At 63.7% G+C, this 24,395-nt stretch carries 22 protein-coding genes; 10 read left to right on the top strand and 12 right to left on the bottom strand.

Translation table 11 applies throughout. The features are described from left to right. Nucleotides 1-20: 20 nt before the first annotated feature. The 4 genes from EWF95_RS00250 to EWF95_RS00235 form a co-directional block, all read right to left on the bottom strand. On the bottom strand, nt 21-3,869 hold the full coding sequence (locus EWF95_RS00250) for a PAS domain S-box protein (protein ID WP_142441987.1): 3,849 nt from the start codon (nt 3,867-3,869) through the stop codon (nt 21-23). Between the two features lie 101 nt (nt 3,870-3,970). Beyond that, complete coding sequence (locus EWF95_RS00245) at nt 3,971-6,070, bottom strand: PAS domain-containing protein (protein ID WP_142441986.1); 2,100 nt, start codon at nt 6,068-6,070, stop codon at nt 3,971-3,973. Between the two features lie 491 nt (nt 6,071-6,561). Beyond that, nucleotides 6,562-7,614, bottom strand: a complete 1,053-nt coding sequence (locus EWF95_RS00240) for an ATP-binding response regulator (RefSeq protein WP_142441985.1) — start codon at nt 7,612-7,614, stop codon at nt 6,562-6,564. A gap of 1 nt (nt 7,615) precedes the next feature. Beyond that, nucleotides 7,616-8,056: a response regulator gene (locus EWF95_RS00235; protein WP_142441984.1), complete on the bottom strand. Its 441-nt coding sequence runs from the start codon at nt 8,054-8,056 to the stop codon at nt 7,616-7,618. Between the two features lie 188 nt (nt 8,057-8,244). On the opposite strand from EWF95_RS00235, the gene EWF95_RS00230 reads away from it, so the two are divergent. The 7 genes from EWF95_RS00230 (at nt 8,245) to EWF95_RS00200 (ending at nt 16,001) form a co-directional block, all read left to right on the top strand. Next, nucleotides 8,245-10,488 (top strand): PAS domain S-box protein, encoded by a 2,244-nt coding sequence (locus tag EWF95_RS00230; protein ID WP_142441983.1) that lies wholly within the window; start codon nt 8,245-8,247, stop codon nt 10,486-10,488. 142 nt (nt 10,489-10,630) lie between these two features. Then, complete coding sequence (locus tag EWF95_RS00225; protein WP_142441982.1) at nt 10,631-11,398, top strand: PAS domain S-box protein; 768 nt, start codon at nt 10,631-10,633, stop codon at nt 11,396-11,398. Further along, nucleotides 11,395-11,859, top strand: coding sequence for an STAS domain-containing protein (locus tag EWF95_RS00220; protein WP_142441981.1), 465 nt, complete (start codon nt 11,395-11,397; stop codon nt 11,857-11,859). Before EWF95_RS00225 ends, EWF95_RS00220 begins: the two co-directional genes overlap by 4 nt. Beyond that, entirely contained in the window at nt 11,856-12,296 is a 441-nt protein-coding gene (locus EWF95_RS00215; protein WP_142441980.1) for an anti-sigma regulatory factor, read from the top strand. Before EWF95_RS00220 ends, EWF95_RS00215 begins: the two co-directional genes overlap by 4 nt. After that, on the top strand, nt 12,296-13,330 hold the full coding sequence (locus EWF95_RS00210) for an ATP-binding protein (RefSeq protein WP_142441979.1): 1,035 nt from the start codon (nt 12,296-12,298) through the stop codon (nt 13,328-13,330). Before EWF95_RS00215 ends, EWF95_RS00210 begins: the two co-directional genes overlap by 1 nt. Nucleotides 13,331-13,508: 178 nt before the next feature. Next, nucleotides 13,509-15,419, top strand: a complete 1,911-nt coding sequence (locus tag EWF95_RS00205; protein ID WP_142441978.1) for an ATP-binding protein — start codon at nt 13,509-13,511, stop codon at nt 15,417-15,419. A 69-nt stretch (nt 15,420-15,488) separates the two neighbouring features. Further along, nucleotides 15,489-16,001, top strand: coding sequence for a hypothetical protein (locus EWF95_RS00200; RefSeq protein ID WP_142441977.1), 513 nt, complete (start codon nt 15,489-15,491; stop codon nt 15,999-16,001). Nucleotides 16,002-16,007: 6 nt separating this feature from the next. Here EWF95_RS00200 and EWF95_RS00195 read toward each other — a convergent pair whose 3' ends face one another. After that, nucleotides 16,008-16,958, bottom strand: a complete 951-nt coding sequence (locus EWF95_RS00195; protein WP_142441976.1) for a D-2-hydroxyacid dehydrogenase — start codon at nt 16,956-16,958, stop codon at nt 16,008-16,010. 98 nt (nt 16,959-17,056) lie between these two features. Between EWF95_RS00195 and EWF95_RS00190 the strand changes: the two genes are divergently transcribed. After that, nucleotides 17,057-17,383 carry a hypothetical protein gene (locus tag EWF95_RS00190; RefSeq protein WP_142441975.1) on the top strand — a complete coding sequence of 109 codons (327 nt, stop codon included), beginning with the start codon at nt 17,057-17,059 and terminating at the stop codon, nt 17,381-17,383. Nucleotides 17,384-17,409: 26 nt separating this feature from the next. On the opposite strand, the gene EWF95_RS00185 is transcribed toward EWF95_RS00190, so the two are convergent. Then, entirely contained in the window at nt 17,410-17,931 is a 522-nt protein-coding gene (locus tag EWF95_RS00185; protein WP_142441974.1) for a PAS domain-containing protein, read from the bottom strand. A gap of 87 nt (nt 17,932-18,018) precedes the next feature. On the opposite strand from EWF95_RS00185, the gene EWF95_RS00180 reads away from it, so the two are divergent. Further along, a complete protein-coding gene (locus tag EWF95_RS00180) occupies nt 18,019-19,410 on the top strand; it encodes an NAD(P)/FAD-dependent oxidoreductase (RefSeq protein ID WP_142441973.1) in 1,392 nt (463 codons plus the stop codon). Between the two features lie 33 nt (nt 19,411-19,443). On the opposite strand, the gene EWF95_RS00175 is transcribed toward EWF95_RS00180, so the two are convergent. From EWF95_RS00175 to cofD, 5 genes are all read right to left on the bottom strand, one after another. Then, the gene (locus tag EWF95_RS00175) at nt 19,444-19,629 is read right to left on the bottom strand and encodes a 30S ribosomal protein S17e (protein ID WP_142441972.1); all 186 of its coding nucleotides are present in this window, start codon (nt 19,627-19,629) and stop codon (nt 19,444-19,446) included. Between the two features lie 134 nt (nt 19,630-19,763). Next, on the bottom strand, nt 19,764-20,438 hold the full coding sequence (locus tag EWF95_RS00170; RefSeq protein WP_142441971.1) for a DUF447 domain-containing protein: 675 nt from the start codon (nt 20,436-20,438) through the stop codon (nt 19,764-19,766). Then, a complete protein-coding gene (locus EWF95_RS00165; protein WP_142441970.1) occupies nt 20,435-21,331 on the bottom strand; it encodes a triphosphoribosyl-dephospho-CoA synthase in 897 nt (298 codons plus the stop codon). The genes EWF95_RS00170 and EWF95_RS00165 overlap by 4 nt, the downstream gene beginning before the upstream one ends. Further along, nucleotides 21,328-22,083, bottom strand: coding sequence for a tRNA-dihydrouridine synthase (locus tag EWF95_RS00160; protein ID WP_142441969.1), 756 nt, complete (start codon nt 22,081-22,083; stop codon nt 21,328-21,330). Before EWF95_RS00160 ends, EWF95_RS00165 begins: the two co-directional genes overlap by 4 nt. Beyond that, a complete protein-coding gene (gene cofD / locus EWF95_RS00155) occupies nt 22,076-23,074 on the bottom strand; it encodes a 2-phospho-L-lactate transferase (RefSeq protein ID WP_142441968.1) in 999 nt (332 codons plus the stop codon). The genes EWF95_RS00160 and cofD overlap by 8 nt, the downstream gene beginning before the upstream one ends. 67 nt (nt 23,075-23,141) lie before the next feature. Here cofD and EWF95_RS00150 point away from each other — a divergent pair, with 67 nt between their 5' ends. After that, on the top strand, nt 23,142-24,119 hold the full coding sequence (locus EWF95_RS00150) for a biotin--[acetyl-CoA-carboxylase] ligase (protein WP_142441967.1): 978 nt from the start codon (nt 23,142-23,144) through the stop codon (nt 24,117-24,119). Here the strand turns inward: EWF95_RS00150 and EWF95_RS00145 are convergent, their stop codons facing one another. Then, the gene (locus tag EWF95_RS00145; RefSeq protein WP_142441966.1) at nt 24,120-24,320 is read right to left on the bottom strand and encodes a hypothetical protein; all 201 of its coding nucleotides are present in this window, start codon (nt 24,318-24,320) and stop codon (nt 24,120-24,122) included. Between the last annotated feature and the right edge of the window lie 75 nt (nt 24,321-24,395).

Here is a 24,395-nt window from a genome sequence, read left to right as displayed (position 1 = left end):
GTGGCGATTGCGTCCACCGATCATTGCTCGGCCGCCGGGAGTGTGATCCGAACGAGGCTGCCGCCGTCGGCTGGGTGTTCGAACGATAGGTCGCCGCCGTAGCGCGTCACGACCCAGTGGACGACCCAGAGGCCGATCCCGCTGCCGTGGTGTAACTCCGTTTCTTCGCCTGCGGTCAGCACCTCGATTTCGCCGGCCGGGATGCCGGCCCCGTTGTCCTCGATCTCGATGGCGACCCACCCCTCGCGGTCGGCGGCGTCGGTCACGCGCACGGCGATCTCCGGCTCGGCGGCGTCGTTGTGTTCGACCGCGTTGGCGATGAGGTGCTGGAACCCGTGGCGCAGCGGCGTATCCGCGAGAACCCGCCGCGAGTCGGGGAGGTCGGTGTGAATGGTTCCAGAGAAGGAGTCCTCGATAGTTTCGATCTCCTGGCGGAGCAGTGACACCACATCGATGGGCTTGCGGACGATATCGCGGCCGATGACATCGCGCGCGTCGGCGGCAGCCTCTATCGTGGTCAGCAGGTTCTCGGCGTTCTCCCGGACGATCTCGGCGTGGTCAGCCGCCGCCCCGTCGAGTTCCTCCAGGAGGATCTTGATCCGGCCGATCACGACCGTAAGGTCGTTCCGGAGGTTGTGCCGCATGATCCGGTGGAGCACCTCGGACTGCTGGCGACGCTCGCGCCGGCCGGTGATCTCCTGGATCAACATGAGGTTGTGGCTGGCCCCGTCGATCTCGACGGCGGTGGTCGTCATTTCGACCGGCACTGTCGTCCCGTCGGCGCGCTCGTGTTCGATCTCCTCGGTACGGGTTTCGTTCGCCTCGAAGGAGTCCCAGTAGCCGTCGAACGTCGCCGCCGACAGCGTCGCCACCGTCTCCCAGACCGGCGCGGCCTGGAGCGACTCGCGCGTGTGACCGACCAGCTGTGCGTAGTGGTCGTTCACGTATTCGAACCGGCCGTCGTCGCCGTACATCGCCAGTCCGATCCCGGATTCGGTGATGGCCTCCTGGAAGACTTCCAGTTCGGCCTCCCGCTTTCGGCGTTCGCTGATGTCACGGACAGCACCGACCGCACCGCGGAAGCGATCCTCGTAGGGTAGCAGCGATATCTCGATTTCGACCGGCGTTTCGGTGCCGTCACGCGCCTGCAACGTTCCCTCGTAGCTGCTGCTGACCGTGTCGGGTGTGACCAGCAGGTCAAGTTCGCGGCCGCGACGGTTAGCGTCGGTCTCCTCGGTCGTGATCGCCGAGATGTGGGTTCCCTCTAGCTCCGTCGGCGTGTAGCCGACCGCTTCGGCGAGCGGCTCGCTCACAAGCTCGATGTAGCCGTCGCTGTCGGTGACGTATCGTTTCTCCTGAACCGTCTCGAACAGCGTCTCGTACTGTTCGAGTTCCTGGCGGCGATCCATCCGCGAGAGCGCGCTGGTCGCGTTGACCGTCAGCAGGCGGGAACGCTCCACGTCGGCCGCATCGAACGAGCCCGTCTCGTAGCCGCCGACGCCCAGCATGCCGTACTCCCCAAGCGGGAGCAACAGCAGCGATTCGACCGGCTGGAACCCCTCGGCATCGAGTTCGTCGCGGGCGGCGATATCATCGACGACGACCGGCTCGCCGGCCTCGAACGCCTGTAGCAGCGGGCCGTTATCCTGGTACTCCGGCGGGCCGCCGAAGACCTCGTCGACCCGTTCGGGCCACGCTACCGGGGTCAGCGGATCCTCACCGGCGGGATCGCGCAGATAGACGACCGTGGGATCGTGCTCAAGAACCTTCACGACCGCTTCGACGACGATCTCGGCGATCTCCTCGCGGGTGTCGGCGTTCATCAACTCCTGTGTTGTCGACAGCAGTCGCCGACGGATCTCTCGGGTGCGGTAGGCCTCGGTGATGTCGGCTTGGCTGCCGAGATACCGTAGCAGCGTGCCGTCGTCGTCGTAGATCGGGGTAATGTCGAGTTGGTTCCAGAACGTCGATCCGTCCTTCCGGTAGTTCTTGATCTCGGTCGTGTAGGACTCCTCGGCCTCGATGTGGTCGCGGAGTTCGTCGATGGCCGTGGGATCGGTGTCCGGCCCCTGCAGGAAGCGACAGTTCTGGCCGAGGATCCCGTCGGCCTCGTAGCCGGTCAGCTCCTCGAAGGCATCATTGACAAAGACCAGTGGATTGTCCTCCTGCGACGGATCGGAGAGCGTCAGGGGGAGCGACGCCTCCTTCATCGCACGTTCGAGAATGTGGAGTTCCTGCTCGCGCTGTTTCCGCTCGGTGATATCGGAGAAGAACACCGACAGCCCCTGCTCGTCGGGGTAGGCCCGCACCTCGAACCACACGTCCAGCGGGTCGTACCGTTCCTCGAAGGTGACGCTGGCCTGTTCGTCCAGTGCGCGGTGGTACTTCTCGTAAAACATCGTCTCGACGGCCGACGGAACCTCCTCCCAGAGGTGTTTGCCGATCAGTTCGTCGTTGTCGTAGTCAAGCCCCATCGCCTGGCGGAGTACGTCGCCGCCGGCGTCGTTGACGTACTGGATGTGCCAGTCCTCGTCGAGGCCGAAGAACCCGTCGTCGATGCGTTCCAAGATCCGTTGGTTGCGCTGTCTGGCCGCCTCGACCTCTTCGAGATACTCGCGGCGTTCGAGCTCCTGTTGGAGCCACTGTGACATGTGGTCGAGGATCGTCTGTTCCATCTCGCTGAACGGCTCCGTTCGTGGCTGTGTGTCGGCGAAACAGATCGTGCCGTACAGGCTGTCGTCGACGGTGATCTTCGCGCCCATATAACAGCCGAGATCGAACTTTTTGTAGGCGGGATCGTCGGCTAGCCCTTCGTTGGCCGCATCCTCGTAGACGAGCGGCGAGTCGGCATCCGCATGCAGGGTGCGACGGCAGTATGTCTCCCCGAGGTCGGCCTCGTTGCCGGTCTGAATGAGCGGATGGTCGCCGACCGCCTCAACGATCTCGAAGTGGTCGGCCGCCGGCTCCATCTTCGAGAGGAACCCGATGTCCATCCCGAGATAGTCGGCCCCGAAACGAAGGAGATCCTGCACCTGTGTGGTGAGATCGGTCGACGGGTCGGCCGTGATCGCCTGGAAGCGTTCAAGGGCGGCCTGATCGGCTTGCTGTTCTTGCTCCCGCGCTCTGCGTTCGCTGATATCCCGTACCGTGGAGACGACGTACGTCGAGCCATTGAGCGTGGCCGGCTTGATCGTCACCTCGACCCAGAGCTGATCGCCGCAATGGGTCGGATCGGGCCACCTGAACGTCTCCGTCTCGCCGGCCGCGGCGCGGCGGATCATCTCGACGGCCCGCTCCTCGGTAAACTCGTCGTTGTGGCCCGTCAGATCGGCCAGCGACAGCGTCGTCGTCTCGGGATCGTAGCCGAGCATTCGGTAGAACTGATCGTTACAGGCGATGAGTTCGCCTGTCTCGGGGTCATGCACCACGATCCCATCGCTGGTCTCGTTGAGAAGGTCAGCCGAAAACTGGTGGTGGTTCGCCTGGGCGACGGCCTGTTTGATCTGGGTTACGATCGTGTCGGCGTGGCTCTCGACACTGAGCGAGAGCACATCCGTCGCGCCGTTGGCAAACCCATCTGCGGGGTCAACGTCCGCCCCGACGACGATCCGTGGCGTCGTCGTGGTCAACGGCTCGGCATCGCCCTGTGGCCCGGTTTGCGGGAGACACCCGAGATAGACGACCCCGGCGGTCGACGGCGAAACCGACCGTGCCGCGTGTTCGGCTGCTGTGACACCGGTTACCGTGTAGTGGGTGTCGCCTGTTGCCAACAGCGACTGCAGCGTACTGCGAGCGGATGAATCAGCACCAACTACAAACAGCTGCGAGGAGCTGTTATCGGTAGTATGTGCCTCTAGCCCGAACTGCATAATTTAATCATGCGTTGAGACAAGATTAAGACTATCGGTCACCTACAAATTCCCGACGGCTGTCAGATGTTCGGGCAAAACTAATCGCACGACAGCGGTCTTCATTCGTCGAACTCGACATCGGTGATCTCGAATCTGGCCCCGCCGGATCGGCTCTCGGTCAGTGTGAGCTCCCAGCCGTGGCCGTCGACGACCTGACTGACAATCGAGAGGCCGAATCCGGTGCCTTCGGAGCTCGTGGTGTACCCTGAATCAAAGATCGATCCGCGTTCGTCAGTTGGGATCCCGGTTCCGGAGTCGGCGACGTAGAACCCCTCGGCGGTCGCGCCGAGTCGGACAGTCACATCACTGCCGCCGTGGAGAACGGCGTTCCGCATGAGGTTTGAGAGAACCTGCCGGAGGCGACTTCGGTCGGCACGGATCGTCCGGTTGGTCTCGATATCGAGCGTTGCGTCGGCGGTCGCAACTGTGTCCCAGCAGTCACTCGCCACCGAATCGAGCGCGACAGGTTCCACGTCTCGAATATCGGTTCCATCGGAGGCGAGTGTCAGTACATCCTCAATGATCCGGTTGCAGCGTTGGATCGCCGCTTCGATTTTGTCCAGCTGTTCGAACTCAAAATCCACCCGAGCCATTTCGATGTTGGCGCGTGCCACCGACAGCGGGTTCTTGAGGTCGTGGGAGACGATCTGGGCGAACTCCTCCAGCCGTTCGTTTCGCGCTTCGAGTTCCTGTTTGCGCCTGCGTTTCTCGGTGATATCCTGCGAGATGTAGAGCCCGGCGACGACATCGCCGTCGTCGTCACGGATCGGAGCCGAGCGGATTTCGTAGATGTGGCCTTCGTACGGTGGGAGTTCGACTATCTCTTGGTTTCCATCGAGCGTCTTCTGCATCAGCCGCGCTATCCTCGAACTTTCTTCCTCGGAATACGGTTCGACAGCCGATGGTTTGTTTCCGATCAGATCGGACGGCGAGGTATCGATTGGATCGAACCCCATGCCGGAGACGATCTGGTAGCGTTTGTCGTCGTCGAAATAGAAGACGGCACCGTTTGGAAAGTTTTCGGCCAGTGCCTCGTACCGCGATTTGGCGATTTCGAGTTCGCGCATCCGCTCTTTGCGCTCGGTGACATCCCGAAAATAGAACGCCAGCCCGCCGTCGTCGTTGGGATAGACGTGGACGGTGAACCACGCGTCGAGCCCGTCGTAATACTCAGTAAATGATGTCGTGGTTCGCTCGGTCATTGCCGTCCGGTACTCGGTTTCGAAGCGCGTCCCGCGGGCGCCGTCGAAGACCTCCCAGAAGTCCTCGCCGAGCAGCTCCGATTTCGACCGCCCGTAGAGTGCTTCGGCCTGATCGTTGACCAGCGTAAACGCCCAATCTGCATCGACTTCGACGACGGCGTCGGTCACGCGGCCGATGATTTCGCGTCGCTTCTCTTCCTCCCGCTTGCGGTCGGTGATATCCCGCGTAGTTCCGATGACGAGGTCGCGGTCAGCGTCGGCGGCGGTCAGCCGGAGTTCCAGCGTTCGATCCTCCGCTACTATCGGCGACGTGATTTCGAGGCGGGAGCTGTCGATCTCACCGGCACGAATTCGGTCAGCGGCCGTCTCGATGCGGTCGACCGCGGACTCGGAGAGGACGCCCATTGTCGCTAGATGGGACACCGGTCGGCCGACCCACTCGGCCGCATCGGCATCGAGATCACTCAGTCGGAAGTTGACGTACTGGAGGACGTTGTCGGCATCAAGAATGTAGGCCCCCTCGCCCATGTTCTCGACGACGGTTTCCTGCCACACGTCGGTTCGCTGGGCCGGTGTGTCAGGGAGCACGTCAGTGACTTGCTCGACGAATCGCTGCTGTGGCTCGGTTCTGTCGTCGTGTGGGATGTAGGCTGTTGCATCCGCGGCGATAGCTCGGCTGGCGACGGTTTCGCTCCCGCTGTCGGTGAACAGGACGAACGGGAGGTTGGAATGCCGCTCGCGCACCGTTTTCAAGAATTCGACACCGGTTCGACTCGGAAGGTCATAGCCGCTGATGACAGTCTGAAATGAGTTCTCGGAGAGTCGCCCCAGGGCGGTCTCGGAATCCGATGTAGAAGCGACCTGTAGCGGTTCGACTGCCGGCTCAAGCGTCGCTGCGACGGCGTCGCGAACCGCTGGATCCGGATCGACATGGAGGAGATGGAGGGGGTCGGCCATGCACGCTATCGGAGACCGACTTCAAAAAATGGTTTTGTTAAAAATTCTAAAAGTAATGGCAAAAGTGTGAGAAGTACATCTCTGGCACTCCGACGCGAATGGTGGGAGCCGTTCGAGATATCACCGACAAAAAAGAGCGAAGCGCGGAGTTGAGTTGATAGATAATAGATTGACCGACACAGAGTATGGGATGGTCACTTATTCTGCCACATCAGTCCCATGTCTGTTGGTGGCCGTTTCGGGGTTTTACACTGTGGACAACGTACATTCACATTGGAATTGTACACCCGGCTACATTTACTGCATTTGATCGTAGTGCTCACCATCTTTAGATGATTGACCTACTAGATGATAAATATAACTATTAATAATTTATATTTGTCACGAGCAGATAATTCAAGACACGCACATTCGGTCTCGCACTGCACCACCTAATAGAACTCCGAGAGAACTGTTTCACTACTTCGGGTAACCGCCTCGCGGATCCCTCCTCACGCCTCAAGCCGAACGCCGGTAAACTCGAAGCGCGCGCCGCCGTCCTCGCTGTCGGCGATGGCGACATCCCAGCCGTGGGCCGCGGCGATCTCCTTGACGATATTGAGCCCGAAGCCCGTCCCATCGGGATTGGTCGTGTAGCCGGCCTCGAAGATCTCATCGCGGTTGTCGGGATCGATCCCGGGGCCGTCGTCGGCGACAAAAAAGCCATCCGGCAGCGCGCCGATCGTGATCGCCACGTCGTCGCCGACATGTTCGATACTGTTGCGCAACAGATTTTCGAGTAGCTGTTGGAGCCGCCCCCCGTCGGCATGGATGACCACCCCGTCGGCGACCGATAGCTCCGCGTCGGCGGTCTCGACGTTTGCCCAGCAGTTGGCGGCCAGAACGTCGAGTTTGACCGGCTCGGTTTGTTCGACGGCTTGGCCCTCGCGGGCAAGCGTGAGCACGTCGTCGATGATCGCCTCCATCCGGTCGAGGTTGTCGGCGACGATCGGGGCGTGTTCCTCGTCGTCGATCAGCTCGACCCGGCCTTGGGCGACGCCAAGGGGGTTTCGGAGGTCGTGGCTGACGACGTGGGCAAACCGTTCGAGGCGTTCGTTCTGCCGGCGAAGCTCCTGCTGTTGGCGGTGGCGTTCCAAGGCGTACCGGATCGCCCGGTGGAGCAACCCGCTGTCAACGTCGTCCTTGACAAGGTAGTCCTGAGCGCCGCGCTCGATCGCCTCAACGGCGGCGGCCTCATCTTTCAGCCCGGTGAGGACGATCACCGGCACCGATGGGAGATCCTCGCGGTCGTCGACAGCCTCGTTGTACTGATCCAGCGTCGCCAGTCCTGTGCTCTCCGGCAGACCGAGATCCAACAGGACGATATCGTAGGCGTCGCCAGCGAGCTCGTCGATCCCAGCATCAAGGGCCTCGCAGTGGGTTACCGTCGCCGGCGGGAAGCCCTCGGTGCCGTCCGCCGAAAGGTGGTGTTCGAACAGCGTTGCATCGCCCGGGTTATCCTCAATGAGCAGTACATTGAGTTCGTCGGTAACGCTGATCGACATCTCAGTCCTCCGGGAGTTTCACGACCTGGAACCAGAAGTCCTCCATCCGGTTGACGATCTCGACAAAGCCGTCGAAATCGACTGGTTTGGTCAGATAGGCGTTGGCGTTGAGCTCGTAGGATTTGGCGATATCCTCCTCGGATTCCGAGCTGGTCAACACGACAACCGGGATGCGACGAAGGCTCGCGTCGGCCTGCATCTCTTCGAGCACATCCTCGCCGTCCTTTCGCGGCATATTGAGATCCAAAAGCACCAGATCCGGTCGCGGGGCATCCTCATGTTCGCCTTCCTGGCGAAGGAACTGCAGGGCGTCGACGCCGTCGGTCGTCACATGGAGATTGTTGGCGAGTTTGCCCTGTTCAAGCGCCTTCTTTGTCAGCATCACGTCACCTGGGTTGTCCTCGGCCAAGAGAATCTCGACGGGGTCGTTCGGCGCGCTCATCCCGACACCCCATCGACCGACCGCTCGATTAGTTGTCCGCAAAGAGTCATACCCGACGGTACGAACCCATCCGGTTTAGGTATTCGTGTCGGTTGTGTCAGTGACACATATTTTCCGGACAGTCCGGCATCGAAATACGGCCCAGTTTGCCCGACAGTTTATTTCCACGCTCCGATAAGAACCTCAGAGTGAAAGAGACCGTTTCGAACGTCTTCGACGATCTGGAGATCGGGATCACGCTCCACGATCCGGAGACGGGGGCGATCAAGGGGGTCAACAGTCGACTCGAAGAACTCTACGGCTACACCGAGGCCGAGCTCCGTGAGCTGTCGGTGGCCGACTACAGCGCGACCGACGAGGGGTTTACCCAAGCCGACGCCGAACGGCGGATCGAGGCCGCCGCCGGCGGTGATCCGCAGGCCTTCGAGTGGCGGATCGAACGGCCGGACGGCGAGCGCGTCCCGGTGCGGGTGCGGCTCGCACGCACCGAACTCGACGGCGAGGCGTACGTTATCGCTGAGATCCGGGATATCAGCAACCGCAAACAGCAGGCGGCCGATCTGGAGGCCGAACGCGGATTCATCGAGCAGAGCTTAGAGACGATGAACGACGCGTTTTATCTGCTTGATCCTGACGGCCGCCTCCAGCGTTGGAACACGACACTCGCCGAGCGAACGGGGTATACGCCGGCGGAACTCGCCGGGATGTACGCACTGGAGCTCTTTCCGGAGGCCGACCACGACGCGATCAGCGAGGGTATCGAGGAAGTTCTCCACAGCGGCTCGGCGGTCGTCGAGGCCGAGCTCCTCGCCGCGGACGGCGAGACGACCGCCCACGAGTTTACCGGCACCAAGCTCACCGACAGCAACGGGGCTGTCCGCGGGGTGATCGGGATCGGTCGGGATATCTCCGCCCGAAAGGAGCGGCTCGAACACCTCGAAAAACAGGAGGAAGCGTTCCGACACCTCCATGAAACGGCCTCGAAGGCCGAACCATTTGAGGAGAAGATCGCCAAGCTGCTGGAGTTCGGCCGGGGATACATGGGCGTCGAGCAGGGGTTTTTCACCCGCTTTGACGGCGACACCCAACGGATCGTCGTCGGTGTCGGGCCGAACGAGCAGCTCCAAAACGGGGCGAGCGCGCCGTTTTCGGAATCCTACTGTCGACACACGGTCGATCCCGAAAGCGACAGCCCGCTGACGGTGACCGATGCCAAACACGAGGGGTGGGCCGACGACCCTGCCTTCGAGCGGTTCGGATTGGGCTGTTATGCCGGCTCAAAGGTCAGCGTCGACGGTGAGGTCGTCGGGACGATCTGTTTCGCCGACCGCGATCCGGCCGACAAGGAGTTCACCGAGATTCAGGAGACGTTCGTCGAACTGCTCACCGAGTGGGCGAGCTACGAGATCGAACGCGCCAACCGTGAACGGAAGTATCGTCGGCTGACCGAACGGATCTCGGATGCCTACTACGCGGTCGACACCGAGTTCAGGCTCACCTACTGGAACGACGTGATCGCCGAGCGGGTCGGCACCCCCGCCGAGGAGATCCTCGGCGAGAACATCTGGGAGCAGTTCCCGGATATCGAGGGAACCCTCGTCGAAGAGACGTTCCGCGAGGCCCTCGACACACAGGAGCCGGCGTCCTGTGAACACTACTACGAGCAGCGCGACTACTGGGCGAAACTGCAGGTGTACCCCGACGAGGACGGGCTGGCGGTGATCTCGACCGATATCACCGATCGCAAGGAGTACGAACAACAGCTCGAACGCTCGAACGAACGGCTCCAGGAGTTTGCCTACATCCTCTCGCACGATCTCCAGGAGCCGATCCGGATGGTGTCGAGCTATGTCTGTCTGATAGAGGAGGAACTCGAAGCCAACCTCGATGAGGAGACCCAGCAGTACATCGATTTCGCCGTGGACGGAGCCGAACGGATGCGCGGGATGATCGACGGGCTGCTGCTGTACTCCCGTGTCGAGACCGAGGGTGATGAGTTCCTTGCAACCGATGTGAATTCCGTGCTTGCGGCCGTTAGACAGGATCTTGAGCTCAAGCTTGCCGAAACTGACGCGGAGCTCGTCGTCGAGGAGATGCCGACAGCACAGGCCGACGAGGATCAGCTGGTGCAGCTGTTCGAAAACCTGGTGAAAAACGCCATCGAACACGGCGGCGACGGGACAACTGTCGAGGTATCGGGCACCGAGATACCCGGCGGCCACCGCTTTGCCGTCAGCGACGACGGCCCCGGCATTCCGACCGACCGACAGGATGAGATCTTCGGCCTCTTCGATAAGGGTGGTGACAGCGAGGGAACCGGCCTCGGGCTGGCGATCTGCGAGCGGATCGTCACCCGCCACGACGGCGAGATCTGGGTCGACTCCGAGCCCGGAACTGGGACGACGTTCTACTTTACCCTGGAGACTGCGTAGCTGGCTTTTCTCGACGCCGATATTCGGCCACGCGAGATGAGAGAATAACCATCTGCCGACCACACGAAATGACAAAACGGACACCGTTGATCGACAGAACCGGCACCCCAACCCCTATCTGGCTCGATCGTAACGTAGTCGTATGGACGAGGATCTCATTTCGACCGGATTAGACGAGCTGGAGGACATCTTCTACATTTTCAATCCCGAGGGTGATTTCATCGAGTGGAACGAACAGCTTCCGTCGGTTTCGGGCTACTCGGCCGAGGAGCTGGATTCGATGGAGCCGACAGAGCTGTTCACGGGCGACGATCAGGACGCCATCGAGGACGCCGTCGAGACGGTGCTCAACCGGGAGATTCGGACAGCGGTACAGGCGAAGATCGAGACGAAGGGTGGCCGTGAAATCGCCTACGAGTTCTCGATGTCGCCGCTCAAGCCCGAAAACGAACTGGAAGCGATCGTCGGCATCGGCCGGGACATCACCGAGCAGCTCGAACAGGAACGCCGCCTACAGGATATGGCCCAGGAGATACAGGAGCTCTCGATGCCGGTCGTCGAGATCTGGGACGGCGTGATCCTCACGACCGTTGTGGGATCGTTGGATACCCAGAAAGCCGAGATGCTGACCGAGGATCTGCTGGATCGGATCGTCTCGACGGAGGCTGCCATCGCGCTGATCGATATCACCGAGGTGACCGCGCTGGATACCGCGACCGCCCAACACCTCATCGATACGATCAACGCGGTCAATCTGCTCGGTGCCGACGTGGTGATTACGGGGATCAGCCCGGAGATCGCCCAGACGCTCGTCCAACTCGGTGTGCGGCTCGAAGGCGTCGAAACGCAGTCGTCGCTGATGGAGGGGCTCCGTGTCGCCCTCTCGTGGCAGGGTGTGAGCTTTGAATGACAGCCAGTGAGTCAGCCGCGGTAACCCAGGTCTACGATGTGTTGATCGCGGCGTTCCCCGGGCGGCCGACCGATCAAGCCGTCGACAACCTCCAGCAGGAGGTGCTGAACCAGATGAACGAGACCGATCCGCGTGGCGTGATCCTCGATATCTCCGAGGTGACGACGCTGGATTCGTTTTTCGCCCGGGTGATCTCGGAAACCGCGGGCATGGTCGAGCTGATGGGTGGACGGGCCATCGTCGTCGGGATGCGTCCCAGCGTGGCGATCACGGCGGCAGAACTCGGCTTCGGGCTTGACTCGGTCGATACCGCCCGCAGTACCGACCACGCGCTGTTGATGCTTGGCGTCACGGTCGAGGACGCCGACGATGTGGCCGCAGAGTCCGAAAGCGAGGCGGCGACCACCCACGACGACGGCGACCGATCCGGCTCCGCGTTGTCACCCGGAGGAGGCCGATGAGTGAGGATGGAAAAACGTCGGACGCCGTCGACGCGCAGGTGCTTCGGTCAGGGACGATCCGTGTCCGGTCGGAAGATGACATCCTCCGTGCCAGACAGGAGGCGCGAGCGGTCGCCGAGGAGATCGGGTTTTCGACAACCGATGTAACCCGGATCGTGACCGGCGTTTCCGAGCTTGCGCGCAACATGCATCTCTACGCCGAGGACGGTATCATGACGTGGCGCGAGATCGAAGCCGGCCGTGACAGCGGCATCGAACTCGTCTTCGACGATGAGGGCCCCGGCATCGACGACATCCAGGGTGTCCTTCGCGCCGAACACTCGACATCGGGCGGGATGGGACGCGGGATTCAGGGCACGAAAAAGCTCATGGACGCCTTCGATCTGACCTCAAACGCCGAGGACGGGACGACGATCACGGTTCGGAAGTGGCAGTAATGTCGTCGGAACCAACACGCGGTGAGACCGAACGGCACGACATCCAACAGGACGGCGACGAGGTGCTCGCCAGACAGGCCGCCGAGTCGATGGCCGCGGATATCGGGTTCGATGAGTCGGCGGTCGGGGAGATCGGTATCGTCGCCACCGAACTCGCATCGAACGTCCGTAAACACGCCGACAGCGGGGAACTCGCTGTCAGCAAACTCAGCGATGGCGACAGAGCAGGCATCCGGATCGAATCCTTCGATATCGGCCCCGGCATCGTCAACGTTGATGCGGCGTTCGCCGACGGCACGTCGACCGCGGGCAGTCTGGGTGGGGGCCTCGGGGCCGTCAACCGCCTGATGCATCAGCTGACGGTCGCGGCACCGGGCGAGCCGGATTTCGGGACGAAGATCGTCGCCGATCGCTGGATTCGAGCCGACCACGAGCCGCAAACCTCCTGTCCGCTATCGTTCGGGGCCGCCTCGCGGCCGGCCGCCAACGAGACGGTCAACGGCGATAGCTTCGTGATCAAACGCTGGGACGATCACGTCCTCATCGGCGTGATCGACGGGCTTGGACACGGCGATGAGGCCCACAAGGCGTCGAACGCGGCGACGGAGTATATCGAAACGCATTACGACAACTCGGTGGCGTCGATCTTTTCGGGCACCGAGCGAGCCTGTCGTGGGACACGCGGTGTCGTTATGGCACTGGCCCGGTTCGACTGGACGGACAACACGGTGACAGTTGGCACGGTCGGCAACATCAACCACAAGACCAACGACGAGAGCGATCTCACGGTGATCCCGCGGCGCGGTGTCGTCGGCAACAACGGCCCGAGCCCGAAGATCACACAAAGCGAGTGGCATCCCACCGATCGACTCGTTTTGTTTTCCGACGGGATCGACTCTCACTGGGAGTTCTCGACAGTCTGGGCGAACAACGACGAGTCGGCGACGGTCACGGCTCGGCGGCTGCTCGATCAGCACAGCAAACCACACGACGACGCAACCGTCCTGGTCGTCAGCGACAGTGACGACGCGTAGGGGCTGACTTTATTAGCGCGTAGGGGCTGACTGTCCCAACGCGACAGGGACCACCGCGCCGACGCGACAGTAGACGATCGTGCCGACGCGAAGCCTCCGCCGTGGCGAGCTCACAGCACCATCGAACCCGAAGCTGTACACCACGGTTTATGATGCTCGTCCGCGTAGAGAGAGGTCAATGTCTCAGCTCCTGCCGCCACTCTGTGATAATCTCAGTGTCGGTCTCTCGGTTCACGATCCGGAGACGGCGGTGCTCAAAGGCGTCAACAGCCGGTTTGAAGGGCTGACCGGCCACCCGTCGTCGACGTTGTGTGGAAACGCGATCGATGTCTGCACACCGGACGACACCGACGACTCGCCGAGCGAGTTTCAGACGCAGGTGCGGGCGGCTGTCGACGAGGCACAGTCCGTCGAGTGGACGCTCGCAGACCCCGAGGGCGAAACACACCAGATGCGCGTTCAGCTCTCGGAAACCACGATCGACGGCGAGGGGTATGTCCTCGCCGAGTGGGCGGAGCGTTCCGACGAACGCGAGCAGATCGATCGCCTCGAAACACAGGATGCGGTGCTCCGGCGGTTCCACCAGACCATCTCAAAACCGATCCCGTTCGAGGAGCGGGTCACCGAGCTGCTGGAGTTCGGCCGCGGGGTGATGGATGTCGAACAGGGCTTTCTCACCAACATCAACGACGGAACCCAGCGGATCGTGATCGGCGTCGGCGCAAACGAGCAGCTCCAGGAGGGTGCGAGCGCGCCGTATTCGGAATCCTACTGCCGGCGAACGATCGGACGCGACACTGACAGTCCGATGACGGTCGTCAACGCCGCCGAGGAGGGATGGGACGACGACCCAGCCTTCGAGCGGTTTGGGCTGGGCTGTTACGTCGGTGCGGAGCTAACGGTCGACGGCGAGGCGGTCGGCACCCTCTGTTTTGCCGACCGGAACCCGAGAGATCATGAGTTCACCGAGCCACAGGAGCTGTTCGTCGAGCTGTTCGCCGGCTGGGCAAGCACCGAACTCGAACGGGCCGAACGGGAGCAGGAACTCCGGCAGAAAACCCGCGCGGTAGAAGCCGCACCGGTTGGCATCGTGATCAGCGATGCTGAGCAAGACGACAACCCGATGGTCTACGTCAACGATCGCTACGAACAGATCACCGGCTACAGTGAGTCGGACGTGGTTGGTCGCAACTGCCGGTTTATGCAGGGTGAAAACACCGACGAGGAACCGGTCGCGGCGATGCGTGAGGCGATCGACAACGCCGAACCGGTGACGGTCGAACTCCGAAACTACCGGAAGAACGGCGAGGAGTATTGGAACCGCGTCTCGATCGCGCCCGTGACCGACGATGAGGGTGAGGTGACCGACTTCGTCGGGTTTCAGCAGGATGTCACCGATCGCAAGGAGTACGAGATGGATCTCGAACGCTCGAACGAACGCCTCCAGGAGTTCGCCTACATCCTCTCGCATGACCTCCAGGAGCCGTTGCGGATGGTGTCAAGTTACGTCTGTCTGATAGAGGAGGAACTCGAAGGCCACCTCGACGAGGAGACCCAGGAGTACATCGATTTCGCCGTCGACGGAGCCGAGCGGATGCGCGGGATGATCGACGGCCTGCTGCTGTACTCCCGTGTCGAAACTGAGGGCACGGCGTTCGAACCAACCGATCTCAACAGCGTCATCGACGGCGTTCGGATGGATCTCGAGTTCAAGCTCACGGAGCACGATGCCGAGCTCACCACCGAATCGCTGCCGACGATCCAGGCTGATAGCGATCAGATCAGCCAGCTGTTCCAAAACCTCATCAAAAACGCCATTGAGCACGGCGGTGAGGGGACGACCATCGAGATCAGTGCCACACAGCAGCCCAACGGCTATCGCTTCGCCGTCTCCGATGATGGCCCCGGGATCCCCGCCGACCAGCAGGATGAGATCTTTGGACTGTTCGATAAAGGCGGCGACAGCGACGGGACAGGCATCGGGTTGGCGATCTGCGAGCGGATCGTCACCCGCCATGACGGCGAGATCAGCGTCGAGTCGACGCCCGGCGAGGGAACAACGTTCTATATCACGCTCCCGGACGCCTAACGTCGCCGGGTGCAGACCGACCACGTCGTCTGACGAGCTTATTTACGGATCGCCTTGCTGAGAACAGCCATGGAACCGCTTACGGGCGGGCTTCCGCCGGGAACCGTGCCGGTGCCGTGGTTTCTGGCTATCGCCGTCATCGTCGGCGTGATCGCCGCCCTTGTGATGGATTGGCCGATGAGCCGTCAGCCCGAAGGGTTCACGCCGGCGTACATCGCTGCTGGCGTCCTGACACGCACCCCCGCCCGGGATGTCCGGTTTCGGACGGCGATGGTCGCTCACCATCTCGCCGGCGGGCTGGCCGGGCTGTTGTACGCGCTGGTCGCTCTCGGCGTCGATCGGGCGATGCCGACCCTGGGTGCGGCGTTCGGTGTCTCCCTCCCAGCACATCTGCTCGCTGTCGTCGCTGTCGTCGGCTTCATCTACGCCTTTTTTGCGCATCTGGTGCTCCCACGGGCCGGCGGCCGCCCCTACGAGGAGCAGGCGACGGCGGTTCGCGGCCAGTGGCTCCGCTCAGCCCTCGTCTATGGGGCGACAGTGTTGATTGTCGTCCCGGCGATCGTGGTGTCGGTGGCCGGCTGAGCCGGGCTACACCACCTGATTCTCGAAGTCGGTCTCGCCGTTGTGGTATCGCTCGACGTTGCCGGCGAGGATCTCAGCAGTTCGCTCGTAGTAGCGTGGCGTGTGGCCGGCGTTGTGTGGCGTGATCGAGACGCTCTCGAAGCCCCACAGCGGGTGGTCGGCCGGCAGCGGCTCGGGATCGGTCACATCGAGGGCCGCCCCCGCGATCCGGTTGGCCTGAAGCGCGCTCACGAGGTCGTCGGTGTCAACGACGCCACCACGGGCGATGTTGACGAGAAACGCCTCCGTCGGCAGCGTCAACAGCGCGTCGCTGTCGATCAGCTTTGCTGTCGTCTCGGTCAACGGACAGGCCAAGACGAGATAGTCGGTGCGGCCGAGGGCCGCATGTATCTCATCGAAGCCGAACACCTCGTCGGTCGGGCCGCCCTTCTCGGGGGTGTAGCGAACGCCCAGCGTCTCGACGCCGAAGGGATCGAGCCGGTCGATGACCGCCGAGCCGATCGCGCCGAGGCCGACGACCGTCACCGTACTCCCTTGGAGTTCGCGGGCGGGATACGACTGCCAGACGCGGTTGTCCTGATGGCGTCGCGCTCGACTAAATCCCCGGACGTGGCTCAAGATTGCGCCGATGACGTACTCCGCGATATTCGGGCCGTGCACCCCGGAGGCGTTGGTCACCGCCACGTCGTTGGCCTCGAAGGTCTCCAAGGGGAGATGATCGACGCCCGCGTAGACGCCGGCGAAGAGATCGAGGTTCTCGGCCGTCTCGATCAGCTCCGCATCGAGATCGTAGCCGGTGACGATCGGTGCCGAGCCGACAAGCTCGCGTTCCTCGCGTGGGGTGTCTGCGACGGCGATCTCGGCCTCAGGAAGCTCCGACCGCAGTGCTGCCGCGTAATCGTCGGCTGAGAGCCCGTGGATCTTCTGTCGCAGGACAGCGATCTGTGGGGAGGACATATCCCCCTTGTTCGGTGCCAGCGGCTTGAGTCTACGGGCCTCGTGGGAGTCACCCCTGTCGACTGAACCTCTTTGATACTGTAGCCGAACTATCAGGTATGGTCTCCCTTCGTGGACTCTCCTCGCTCGCCAAAGGGATGCTAACGGTGCTCGCCGCCCTCCTGCTGCTCGCGCCGGTGATCGCCGCGCCGGCGTCGCTGTTGCCGCCGCTTGCGGCCGCGCTTGTCGTGGTTGGGCTCTCGATTCTCCTCTACCTGCGTGTCGTCGGCAGCGACGACGAGGGTGGTGGCTCGGTGTGGAATGCGATCCCGAGCCGCCAGTACAACGGCCGGCATGTCGAATCCGGTGGGCTGGCCCGCGGCGAACAGGAGGCCGCTATCGAGGAGATCCAGGAGGACGCCGCCGACCGTGATCGAAAAGAGTAGTTTTGGCCCCGTGACGACAGCCCACCCTACGCGTTGTCGACGACTTCCTGCAGCCCGACCCAGTTGCTGATCGTCCCCGTCTCGTCGGGGATCGGCGCGATCGCAACCCGGTTCCGAAACCGGCTCCCGTCGGCCCGATAGTTGTCGAGCTCAACGACCGCTGCCGCCCAGATGTCGATCGCCTCGCGGAGATCCGCGACCGCGTCGGCGTCTGTTGTCTCGCCCTGTAGCAGCCGCAGATTCTCGCCGAGCACGTCGCCTTCGTCGTAGCCGGTCAGCATCTCGAAGGCGTCGTTGACATACCAGATCGGGTTGTCGGCGTAGGCCGGCCCGGAGATCGCCATGCTGACCGGTGTCTCCTCTATCGCTTCGGTCGCCCAGTCGAGGGCTGGCTCGTCGCCACCGCCCTCCGCGGCCGGTGGTGCGGCCGCCCGAATCTCGCCGAGGTGAGCCGCAACCGACTCGGCGACCGCCGGCGATGGGATCGTCGGTTCGGCGGTTGCGTGTCGGGTTTCGAGTAGCTCAGCCAGCTCCTCGCTCGCGGTCATACCGGCGTTCGGCACCGAAGCCGGTTAGCGGTTGAGGTTCCGCCCGCGTTCCGTGGGTTTAATACTCGAACCGGCCGGGTGAACGGTATGGAACGCGTAGACGTTGCCATCGTCGGCGGCGGCCCCGCCGGGATGGCTGCCGCCCACGCCGCCGCCAGCGACGGTGCCGAGGCCCTCGTCTTGGAGAAGGGTGTCCCGCGGGCCGACCGCGAGACACTCGGCCCCGACTCCACGGACGCGGCGGGCATCCTCGACTACTGGGTGGAGATCATGGATATCCACCCTGAGGAGTTCCCCGACGACGTTCTCGTCCAGCACCTCGACCGCGCCGAGTTTATCGGCCCGACCGAATCCTGCACGCTGACGAGCACCGGTATCGACGCCGACTACGAGCATTTCGGCTACACGTTCAACCGCGCCCGCTTCGACGACTGGCTGCGAGAGCGCGCCGAAGCCGCCGGGGCGACCTACCGCGTCGGCGTCCGCGTCCGCGGTGTCGACAGCGATCCGGCCGCGACCGGCGGCGATGAGCCACGACATACGATCCACACCGCCGACGGCGACGACATCGGGGCCGACTTCCTCGTGCTCGCCGACGGCCCACAGCGAACGGTCACCAACGCCGTTCTCGACGACTATCTCCCTGATGAGACCGCTGCCTCCAAGCGGCTCGCCGCACCGACAGCCAACCACATCGCTTACCAGGAGTACCGTCGCTTCCCCGAGGAGGTTTTCGCGGAGCTCAACACGGCGATCAAATTCTGGTGGGGCCACATGCCCGGCCACACCGCCTACCCGTGGGTATTCCCGAACGACAACCGTGTCTGCCGGGTCGGGCTGACGATGCCGATCGGTCTCGATCTCGACGCCGTCGACGACCGCGGGGACTACCCGCTGATCCATCCCGACGACGAGTCGATCCCCGACGGCGCGACCTACATCCGGCGGCTGCTCGAACGCGTGTGGGGCGATGAGTACGACATCGAGACCGACTTCCCGCTCGTCGAGGATCGCGGCAAGCGCGACGGCACCGAAACCTACTCTATCTCCTCAACGCGACCGATCGAATCACCCGTCGACGCCGGCATCGCGGTCGCCGGCGGCGCGATGGGGACGACCTCGGCGTTCCACGAGGGCGGCGATCACGTCGCCGTCCGCGCGGGTGCGATCGCCGGCGAGTTGGCCGCCGGGGGCGACCTCTCGGCGTACAACGATCGCTGGAAGGACGCCATCGGCGACGAGCTACTGCGGAACGTCACCTTTGCCGACCTCTGTCGGGAGTACGACCCCGACGACTGGGATCGGACGTTTGCGACCGTCCGGGAGATGCTGACCGCGCGGGGGCCGACGCTGTTCACCCCGAGCGCGCTGAAATCCGGGTTTGCCGGCGCGAAGGTGTACTACAGCTACAAAAAGCGAAAACGACAGTTCAAGCGAAACGGCTACGTCCAACTGACCGCCGACGAATACGTCTACTGATTCGGCGGGCTGCGAAGAGTAGTGAAAAAGCGATCAGACTTTGGCGGCCTTTTTGCGGGTGATGTAGCCGGCGACGCGGTTGCGGACGCCCTTCGATTCGACGGTGGTGAGCTTGGCGACGTGTTCCTTGTTCGTCTCGAAATCCGTGTTGAACGCCTCCGGATAATCCTCAAGCAGCGTCCGACCGAGCTGCTTGACGTACTTCGGTTTGATTGCCATACCCGCGATTGTCCGGAGCGACACTAAAACGATTCGTTCCGAGACGGCGTGCTCATACTGTTTACTGTAGACGGTTACCGCCCCAACTGCCCACCGGGCGGCGGTCGAACGGTACCTTCCTACAGCAAACCGTATCACCCATCGTCAGCGACGCGCGCCCGCCACTCGGTCGCCTCGCTGAGCGTCTCGAAGGCCGCCCGCTCCCGCGGCCCGCCGCATTTCTCGACTGTTTCTGCGAAGTACGACAACCGATCAAGCAACGTCGCTGTCTCGTAGCTCGGCACGTCCAACCGGGAGGCGGCGACCGTGGCATCGATCACGGCCCCGAACCCGCGGTTGATCGTCAGCGGCCGCTCGTCGGCGACGGTACCGGGTTCTCTCGGCCGAATCTCCCATCGCTCCCACTCGGTGTCGCCCTCAGTGCCGCGATCGATCGCCTCGGCGTCAACCGCGACCCATGCGTCGGCGTTCGGCAACACGGGGTGATCCTCCTCGCGGATCGTCACCGCCGCGTCGACGAACTCCCGCGGATCGGCGGTGAACTGGACGACACCGCCGCCCTGTCGGTGAAAGTTGCGCTTGGTTCGGGTGTTACCCCACGTCGTCGCTTCGACCGGCTCGTCGGGCTCGTCGGGCGCGTGCAGGCCGAGGGCGGCCATGTTCCAGCGGTCGTTCGGGCCGAGCGTGGCGACGATCGACTCGGTGACGCCGCGGAGCGCGACCGGCCAGTCGTCGTTGCTGGCCGGCTCGTCGACCGGCGTGTCGCCGGTTGGCGTGTCGCGGGGTGCTCCGGGCTCGTCGCTGGTCATACCGACAGCCCACGCTCAAGCGCAATAAACAGCGCGGCGGCGGTCAGATCGGCCGTCGTCCCGGGGTTGTAGCCGGCGTCGACGAACTCCTCGGCCAGCTCTTCGGCGGCCGAGAGATCGTCTCCAGCAGCGATGTCGTCGGCGACCTCGGCGGCGCGCTCGGAGACGTTGCGGGCTGTCGCCTCGTCGTGGTTGATCGCCACGAGCGTGTCCGGCTCCTCGGCCAGCAGTGCAAGAAAGACGCGGGCCGTGCGGTCGCCGATCGGGCCCTCGGCGGCCAGCAGCCGATCGGCGGCGTCGAAGGCGCGCTCGAAGCCGGTCACCCACTCGCGGGCGTTGCCGTCGGGGATCCCATCGTTTGGATCGGCCGAGAGCCCCATGATGTCGTAGAGGGTGAGCTCCCGCTCGCGGAGCGTTTCGGTGGCGTCGCTCCCGCGGCGTACGTCGAGGGCATCGGCGTCCTCGGGTGGATCGCCGACGGCGACATCGACGTGTTCGAACGCGCGGTAGAAACTGATCGCGTCGTCGACGGTCGTTGCCTCGACGAGTTTGGTGACGCCGTCGGGTGTGAGTGCGTCGTTTGCGGCGGCCCGAACGAGCGGTACGAGCAACAGCAGGCAGCCGAACTGCGTGTTCTCGCCGGCAAACTCGGCCATGCCGGCGACCGCGCGCTCGAAGGCCGGACCGATCTCACCGCCGTCGGCCGCCTGCCGCAACCCCGCGCCCGCGCCGACCGCGCCGGCCATGAACTGTTCAAAGCGGAGGTCGTCGAGATCGCGGTGGCGGTCGACGTTGCCCGGTTTCGGCGTCGCGCTCACCTCAAGCAGGAGGGCGAGCTGGGCGTTATCGGCGGCCGTGCGGCGCGGCTCGGAACCGCTGGGATCGTCGCTCACGGCGGCACCTCCGGCTCGCACTCGGCGACGGCGGCGGCAACGCGGCTGAAGACCGGTCCTTCGGGATCGCGGCTCGGTCGCCCGACGCTGACGGCGTCGGCTCCGTAGGAAAGATATTCGCGGACGCTTGCGGCGTCCCTGACCTCGTTGTTGGCGATGACGAACAGATCGGTCGCGGCGGCGACATCGCCGACGATTGATTCGGAATCCATCGCGTCGATGTGGATCGCGTCGGCGCCGGCCGCCTCGATCCGCTCGGCGACCGCGACGAGGTCGACGCCGTCGACTTCGGCTCTGACCTTGACGCTGACGGCCGCACCAGTTTCGGCGGCGACAGCGACGTATTCGGCCAGTCGGTCGCTATCGGCCAACAAGCTCTCACCGCAGCCAACCGCACAAAGCTCGTCCTGTCGACAGTGGGCGTTGATTTCCAGGATCGCGTCGTAGTCGGCACAGATCGCCGCGGCTTCACGGATCGGCGCGACTGTGGTGCTTCTGACGTTGATCCCGGGCCGGATCCCGGCATCGGCGTCGGCAACCGCCGCAAGCTGCTCGTTGATAAACGCCAGCGGATCGGGTGGCAGAAACTCCTCGCGGTCGCGGGCGACAAGCTGGCGGGCCGCCTCGCGGGCGGGCTCGTCGAGGGCGATCCCACCGAGGAAGGCCGCGCCTGCGTGGTCGGCCGCGGCCAGCCCCCACTCGGCGTCGGCCTCGCCGCTCAGGCTGGCGACGGCGAGTCGCGGCTCAAACACGGTCGAGTGCCTCCATGACAGCCGCGAAGACGCGCTTGCTGTCGGCGGCGGTATTGATCTCGGTGTCGGTGCGGACGACCGGACGATCCAGGTCGGTGTCGTCGTCGTTGTCGAGGACGAAGGCGTCGACGAAGGGGTAGCTGTTGGCGACACCCTGTGTGCTTGGTTCGCGGCCGGTTGCAGCCATCAGGTCGGCCGCGGGCCCCGAAAAGACGCGATCTTCGATAAACGGCGAGACAGCGACAACCTCGGTCGCATCGAGTGCGGCTTCGACACCATCCAGCGCGAGCATCGGGCCGATGCTTGTGACGGGGTTTGAGGGGCCGATCACGACCGGCTCTTCGAGCGCGCCGAGCACTTCGTCGGTCGGTTCGGCGTCGTCGGCACCGCGGAACTCAACATCGTCGACAGCAACGTCACCGCGGTGGCCGACCCAATATTCCTGAAAGTGCATCGGGCCGGCGGCTCCGTCATCAGTGTGGATGAGCGACGCAACGGGATCATCGCTCATCGGCAGCAGCGTCAGGTCGACATCGAGGGCGTCGGCGAGGACGGCGGTCGTCTCGGTGAGCGAGTGGCCCTCGTCGAGCAGGCTGGTTCGGGTGAGATGGATCGCGCGATCGCGGTCGCCGATGGTCAGAAACTCCGCAACCGCCGAGAAGCGTCGCCACCGGGCGAGCTCGCGGCCGGCGGTCTGTCGATCGTCGGGGAGGTATCGCGGGCCATCGTCAAGGTCGGCGGCGTCGGCCAACTGGTGGAGTTCCTCGTTTGTCTCGTGTGTGTCGCCGTCGATACCCCACCAGCGGTCGGTGTCGAGAACACCGCCCTCGTGGAACAGCACGGTATCGAGATCCGGGCAGACCAGCAAGCCGCCGAGCTCGATGTCGTCGCCGGTGTTGCCGACGACGGTCAGCGCGGCGGGATCGACCCGCGCTTTCGCGCCGGCCAGCAGCTTCGGCGTCCCCGTCCCGCCGGCGAGCAGCGTGAGCATACCTCCGGTTCGGCCCGGCCCTGCTTGTATCCGACGGCTCTTTGCCGCCGGCGTCGAAGCTGGGGGTATGAACGAGACGCGTCGTGAACTGCTTTCGGCCTTCGCCGAGGGGCCGATATCGGGGCCGGCACTCGCCGAGAAGCTGGGTGTCTCGCGGGCCGCCGTCTGGAAACAGGTCGAAGCCCTGCGGGACGATGGCTTTGCCATCGAGAGCACCGACGACGGCTACGCGATCACGGCGGTACCCGACTACGGCGCGGCCGCCATCGAATACGAGTTAGACGCCCCGTACACCGTCGAGTACCACGACTCGATCGGGAGTACGAACGATCGCGCCCGCGAGCTGGCGGCCGACGGCGACCGCGATGTCGTCGTCGTTGCAGACGAACAGACCGGCGGTCGGGGGCGACTTGAGCGATCGTGGGACTCTCCACCCGGCGGGATCTGGGCGTCGACGGTGCTCGATCCGTCGTTGCCGGCGGCGCATGTCCCGCTGGTGACGCTGGCGGCCGGCGTCGCCGTCGTCGACGCCTGTCGCGCCGTCGGCGTCGACGCGACGCTCAAATGGCCCAACGACGTGCTCGTCGACGACGACAGCGAAGGCGGCGATGTGGACGAAGGTGACGACCCGGCCGACGACCGCGGCGGCCGGAAGCTCTCGGGGATTCTCACCGAGATGGAAGGCGAGGCCGATCGCGTCTCGTGGCTGCTTGTGGGCATCGGGCTCAACGTCAACATCGCCGGCGACGCGCTGCCGGCCGGCGCGACAAGCCTCCAAGAACAGGTCGGCGCGGTCGATCGCCGGGCGGTGCTTCAGACGATCCTCGAATCGCTGTCGACGCTGGTGGCCGATCCAGACACGGTCATCGAGCAGTGGCGGGCCTACAGCAGCACGCTCGGCCGGACAGTCCGTGTCGATACGGGCCGAGAACAGATCGAGGGCGAGGCCGTCGACGTACAGTTCCCCGGCGCGCTCGTCGTCGACACCGACAGCGGCGAGCAGATCGTCCATGCCGGCGACTGTGAGCACCTTCGGCCGGCGTGACTACAGGTAGCCGAGATCGCTGAGTCGGTCTTCGAGCTCCGGGTGATCCGCGGCGGCCTCCTTCAGCGTCGAAACCTCCTCCTTGCTTGCTTCCAGGATCTGGAGTGCCGAGCGCAGCTTGTAATGAACCTCGGCGTCGTCGGTCTCCTCGATCACCGATTCAAGCAGCGTCTGCACCGTCTCCAGTGGATCTTGGCTCATAGTTGCTCTCAACGGCTGGATAACTATAATCGGTCTGCTTCAGGCTATTTTGGGAAACACAGCAGGTCGACCGGG

It is taken from the genome of Halonotius roseus (genome assembly GCF_006861655.1).
GTDB lineage: Archaea > Halobacteriota > Halobacteria > Halobacteriales > Haloferacaceae > Halonotius > Halonotius roseus.
This window is presented reverse-complemented; position numbering and strand designations above follow the sequence as displayed.